The organism is Isoptericola sp. NPDC057391 (genome assembly GCF_042668085.1).
Classification (GTDB): Bacteria; Actinomycetota; Actinomycetes; order Actinomycetales; family Cellulomonadaceae; genus Isoptericola.
The window spans coordinates 1-5,200 of sequence record NZ_JBHVBO010000244.1 but is presented as its reverse complement, the minus strand read 5'-3'; the positions used below and the strand labels follow the sequence as shown (position 1 = coordinate 5,200).

Sequence of the window (5,200 nt, the reverse complement as noted above, 5' to 3'; positions counted from 1 at the left end):
GACTTGCTCCTCAAACCGGCGGTTTGAGGAGCAAGTCAGCACGCTCGATGCATTGGGGGCCTCGCGTCAGGTCGGCGGGGGAGCGGTGGACTCCCGCACGACGAGCGCGGTGGCGAGGTTGACCCGGCGGGCCATGGGTGTCTCGCCGCGGGCGAGGTCGAGCAGCAGCCGGGTGGCGGTGGTCGCCATCTCGAGCAGCGGCTGGCGGACCGTGGTCAGCGCGGGGGCGGTCCAGGTCGCCAGCGGCAGGTCGTCGTAGCCGACGACCGACAGGTCGCGCGGCACGGAGATGCCGCGCTCCTGCGCGGCCCGCAGCAGGCCGATGCCCTGCATGTCCGACCCGGCGAAGACGGCGGTCGGGCGCTCGGGCAGGTCGAGCAGCTCGCTGCCGGAGCGGTAGCCGGACTCCACCTCGAAGTTGCCCGACCGCACCAGCGCCGGGTCGAAGCCGATCCCCGCCTCCTCGAGCGCCGTGCGGTAGCCGTCGAGGCGCGCGCGGGCGCACAGCATGTTGCCGGGCCCGGAGATGGCGGCGATGCGCCGGTGCCCCAGCTCGAGCAGGTGCCGGGTGGCCGCCAGGCCCCCGCTCCAGTTGTCCGACCCGACCGTCGGCACGTCGGGCGGCGGCTCGCCGTCGGTGTCGATGACGACGTAGGGGATGCCGCGCGTGGTCAGGCGGGGCCGCTGCGAGGCGCTGAGGCTGGCCGCGACGAGCAGCACGCCCAGCGGCGGGCGGGAGAGCGTCGTCTCGAGCCAGGTGGACGGCGGGCGGTGCTCCCCGCCCAGCTCGGACAGGATGACGCTCACCCCGGCCGCCGCGGCGGCGTCCTCCACGCCGCGGATGATCTCCGTGGACCAGGCCGAGCCGACCCGGTGGAAGACGAGGTCCACCAGCCCGGCGCCGACCGGCGGGGCGGCCCGGCGGCGGCGGTAGCGGTGCCGCTCCAGCGCGGCCTCCACGCGGTCGCGGGTGGCCGGCGCGACGTCGGTCCTGCCGTTCAGCACCTTGGACACCGTGGGTACGGACACGCCGAGCTCCCGGGCGATCTCGGCGATCGTCGGCGTCGGGCCGTGCGGGGTGGGGGTGCTCATCGTCCGTCCTGTCGTGACGCGGGGTCGCCGAGGTTCCGCGCGATGGCCCGCAAGTTTCGGCTCGACCGTACACGACGTCGCGGGTGCTGGTGCCGTGTCGAGGCGCCGTGACCAGACCGTGATCGGTGGGGTGCTTGACCATCCCCGAGGGCGCCCCCTAATCTCGGCCGCAGTTGGAGAACGTTTTCAATGACGAAACTTTCGGATCGTCGGCGCGAGGTTGCGGCCGACGGACCGCACGACGACGTGACGGCTGGGGGACCCATGGCGCAGGCCGCAGGGACGGTGACGACCGTCGCACCGATCGACGACGCACCGTCGTCACCACCACCGCGGGAGGAACCGCGGCGGCGGGCGCGCACCACGTGGCGCCAGGCGCTGCGCAAGGACTGGCGGCTGTACTCGTTCGTCGTCCTGCCGGTGCTGTTCTTCCTGATCTTCAAGTACGTGCCGATGATCGGGAACGTCATAGCGTTCCGCCGGTTCCGGCCCGGCGGCAGCCCGCTGGGCGACGAGTGGGTCGGCTTCTACTACTTCGAGATGTTCATCCACAACCAGCAGTTCTGGCAGGTGTTCTGGAACACCGTGATCCTGGGCCTGCTGACGCTGGTGATCTGCTTCCCGCTGCCGATCGTCCTCGCGCTCATGCTCAACGAGCTGCGCTCGCGACGCTTCAAGAAGATCGTGCAGACGATCTCGTACCTGCCGCACTTCATGTCGATCGTCATCGTTGCGGGCCTCGTGCTGCAGCTCACCGCCGTGAGCGGCACGGTGAACCAGGTCGTGGAGGCGGTCGGCGGCGACGCGATCGCGTTCATGCAGCAGCCCGACTGGTTCCGCACGATCTACGTGAGCTCGGAGGTCTGGCAGACCGTCGGGTGGGGCACGATCCTCTACCTCGCCGCGCTGACCACCGTCGACGACCAGCTCTACGAGGCGGCCCGCATCGACGGCGCGAACCGCTGGCAGCAGACCTGGCACATCACGCTGCCCGGCATCCGCCCCACGATGATGGTGCTGCTCATCCTCAACATCGGCTCCTTCATGGCGGTCGGGTTCGAGAAGGTCCTGCTGCTGCAGAACCCGCTGATCTACTCCACGGCGGACGTCATCTCGACGTACCTGTACCGGGTGGGCATCCAGTCGGCCCAGTTCTCCTACGGCACGGCGATCGGCCTCTTCGAGGCGCTCATCGGGCTGGCCCTCGTCCTCACCGCGAACTTCGTCTCGCGCCGCACGGTGGGAGCCTCGCTGTGGTGACCGGCATGCCCACCCCCGACCTCGCCGCCGTCCGGACCGAGGCCACGACCGTCAAGGACACGGCCGGGTACCGCACCTTCAAGGTGGCCAACGTCGTCGTGCTGCTCCTGGTGTGCGCCGTGACGCTGTACCCGTTCGTGAACCTCGTGGCGAAGGCGTTCTCGTCGGAGGGCTTCATTGCCGCCGGCGAGGTCAACCTCCTGCCGCGGGGGTTCAACATCGAGACGTTCCGGTACGTCATGGGCGACGCGATGTTCTGGACCAACTACAAGAACACGGTCGTCTACACGGTGGTCGGCACCTTCGTCTCGATGGCGCTCACCACCCCGTACGCCTACGCGCTGAGCCGCCGGCACCTCAAGGGCCGCACGTTCTTCATCGGCATCGCGGTCTTCACCATGTTCTTCAGCGGCGGCCTGATCCCGAACTACATCCTCGTCGCCGACGTGCTGGGGATGCGGAACACCCTCTGGGCGATCGTGCTGCCCGGTGCCATCTCGGTGTTCAACCTCCTGGTCATGAAGTCGTTCTTCGAGAACTTCCCGAGCGACCTCGAGGAGGCGGCCGCGATCGACGGCCTCACGACGTACGGGATCTTCTTCCGGATCGTGCTGCCGCTGTCCAAGGCGGTGCTGGCCACGATGACGCTCTTCTACGCCGTCGGCCTGTGGAACTCGTGGTTCAACGCCTTCCTCTACCTGGACCAGAAGGAGCTGTTCCCGGTCACCGTCTACCTGCGGAACATGATCGCCGCGGCGTCGCCGGCGGCCGACCCGACGCAGGACGCGGTGCAGATCGGCGCGAACATCCAGTCCGTGACGATGCTGCTCACCGTGCTGCCGATCATCTGCTTCTACCCCTTCATCCAGAGGTACTTCGTCTCCGGCGTGATGCTCGGCTCCGTCAAGGGCTGACGGGCCGGCCGGCGACCTCTGCACTGCACGGATCACATCCCGCTCGAGAGCGACGACGCTCGTCACACGAGGAGAAGACATGAGGAACACCCGGATGCGGGCGGCCGTCGCGGCCGCGTCGCTGACGACCCTGGCCCTGACCCTGGCGGCCTGCGGCAGCGGGGGAGGCGACGACGGCGGCGACGGCGCGAGCACGGACGCGGCCGCCACCATCGACGCCGAGCACTCCGTCGGCGCCATGGAGGACTTCGCGGCGGGCACGTCGTTCAAGGCCACCGAGCCCGTGGAGTTCTCGCTGATGTACCGCGACCACCCGGACTACGAGGTGCAGGACGACTGGTCGGTCTTCCAGCACCTCGAGGCGGACCGGAACGTCACGTTCGCCCGCACCGACGTGCCGCTGGCCGACTGGGACCAGAAGAAGGCCCTGCTCATCGGTTCGGGCGAGGCCTCGGACCTCATGCCGGTGACCTACCCCGGCCAGGAGACGCAGTTCGTCTCCGGCGGCGCGATCCTCCCGGTGTCGGACTACCTCGAGTACATGCCGAACTTCGCGCAGAAGGTCGAGGACTGGGGGCTGCAGGACGAGATCGACAACCTGCGCCAGGACGACGGCAAGTACTACATCCTGCCCGGCCTGCGGGAGATCCCGGACGTCCAGTACACCGTCATGGTCAACGACGACATGTGGAAGAAGGCCGGGATCACCGAGGACCCGGCCACCTGGGACGAGTTCACCGAGGACCTGAAGAAGGTCCAGGAGGCGAACCCCGGCCTCGACTACGCCTTCTCCGACCGGTGGACCGACGTGACCACGCTCGGCGCGCTGCTCAACGTCATGGGGCCGAACTACGGCGCCGCGGGCGGGTGGGGCTACAACAACACCTGGTACGACCAGGAGGCGGGCGAGTACGTCTTCAACGGCACGAGCGACGCGTACAAGCAGCTCCTCGAGACGGTGCACGGCTGGGTCGACGCCGGCGTCATGGACCCGGAGATCACGCAGTCCGACGACCAGGCCCGCCAGAAGTTCGTGTCCGGCAGGTCCGCGGCGGTCTCCAGCAACACCCAGGAGATCACCGCGTACCGCACCGCGATCGAGGACGGCGGCAAGGACATCACCACCCGGCTGCTCACCATCCCGGGCGGTCCCGCGGGCAGCAACCTCGCCGCGAGCCAGCTCTCCAGCGGCCTGATGATCTCCAGCGAGGCGGCGGAGAAGCCGTACTTCAAGGCGCTGCTGCAGTACGTCGACTGGCAGTACTACTCGGACGAGGGCATCGAGTTCGCGCAGTGGGGCGTGGACGGCGAGACCTACACCAAGGGCACGGACGGCACCCGCACGCTGAACGAGGACATCAGCTGGAACTCGATCAACGCGGGCGCGCCGAAGAAGCTCAACACCGACTTCGGCTACAGCAACGGCGTGTTCCTCCTGGCCAACGGGTCCACGCAGGACCTGCTCGAGTCCGTGATGTCGGACGAGGTCAAGGAGTGGACCCGGTCCGTGCTCGACGCCAAGGAGGTGCTGCCGGTGGCCCCAGCGCCGCGCCTGAACGAGATGGAGCTCGAGCAGAACTCGCTGCTCGACACCCAGCTCAAGGACGCCGTCCAGTCCGCCACGGCCGCGTTCATCACCGGCCAGCGCTCGCTCGACGAGTGGGACGCGTACGTCGCCGAGATCGAGGGGCTGGGCGCCACGCAGCTCGTCGAGACCGTCAACACCGCCCTGGCGCGCCAGGAGGGCTGAGCCCTGACCACCGTCGTCGTCCCCGACGCGCCCGCCGCCACGCTCTCCGAGGCGTGGGGGGGGGGGGTGGGGCCCCGCCCCCGCCACCACCCCCAGCGCCCGGACGACCAGGCCGCCCTCGCCCGGGTGCAGCGGGCGATGGGGGTGCGGAACGTGCGGGGGCCCCGCCAGCTGTGCGACCTCC

Annotated in this window: 4 protein-coding genes; 3 read left to right on the top strand and 1 reads right to left on the bottom strand. The window is 69.3% G+C overall.

Annotated elements, in window-relative coordinates; genetic code table 11:
• Positions 1-66 precede the first annotated feature (66 nt).
• Positions 67-1,092: a LacI family DNA-binding transcriptional regulator gene (locus ACFUVW_RS19450; RefSeq protein ID WP_430572946.1), complete on the bottom strand. Its 1,026-nt coding sequence runs from the start codon at positions 1,090-1,092 to the stop codon at positions 67-69.
• 264 nt (positions 1,093-1,356) lie between these two features.
• Here ACFUVW_RS19450 and ACFUVW_RS19445 point away from each other — a divergent pair, with 264 nt between their 5' ends.
• The 3 genes from ACFUVW_RS19445 (at position 1,357) to ACFUVW_RS19435 (ending at position 5,016) form a co-directional block, all read left to right on the top strand.
• Positions 1,357-2,352: an ABC transporter permease gene (locus ACFUVW_RS19445; RefSeq protein ID WP_430572945.1), complete on the top strand. Its 996-nt coding sequence runs from the start codon at positions 1,357-1,359 to the stop codon at positions 2,350-2,352.
• 5 nt (positions 2,353-2,357) lie between these two features.
• Positions 2,358-3,266: a carbohydrate ABC transporter permease gene (locus ACFUVW_RS19440; RefSeq protein WP_430572944.1), complete on the top strand. Its 909-nt coding sequence runs from the start codon at positions 2,358-2,360 to the stop codon at positions 3,264-3,266.
• A gap of 79 nt (positions 3,267-3,345) precedes the next feature.
• Positions 3,346-5,016: an extracellular solute-binding protein gene (locus tag ACFUVW_RS19435; RefSeq protein ID WP_430572943.1), complete on the top strand. Its 1,671-nt coding sequence runs from the start codon at positions 3,346-3,348 to the stop codon at positions 5,014-5,016.
• The last annotated feature ends 184 nt before the right edge of the window (positions 5,017-5,200 follow it).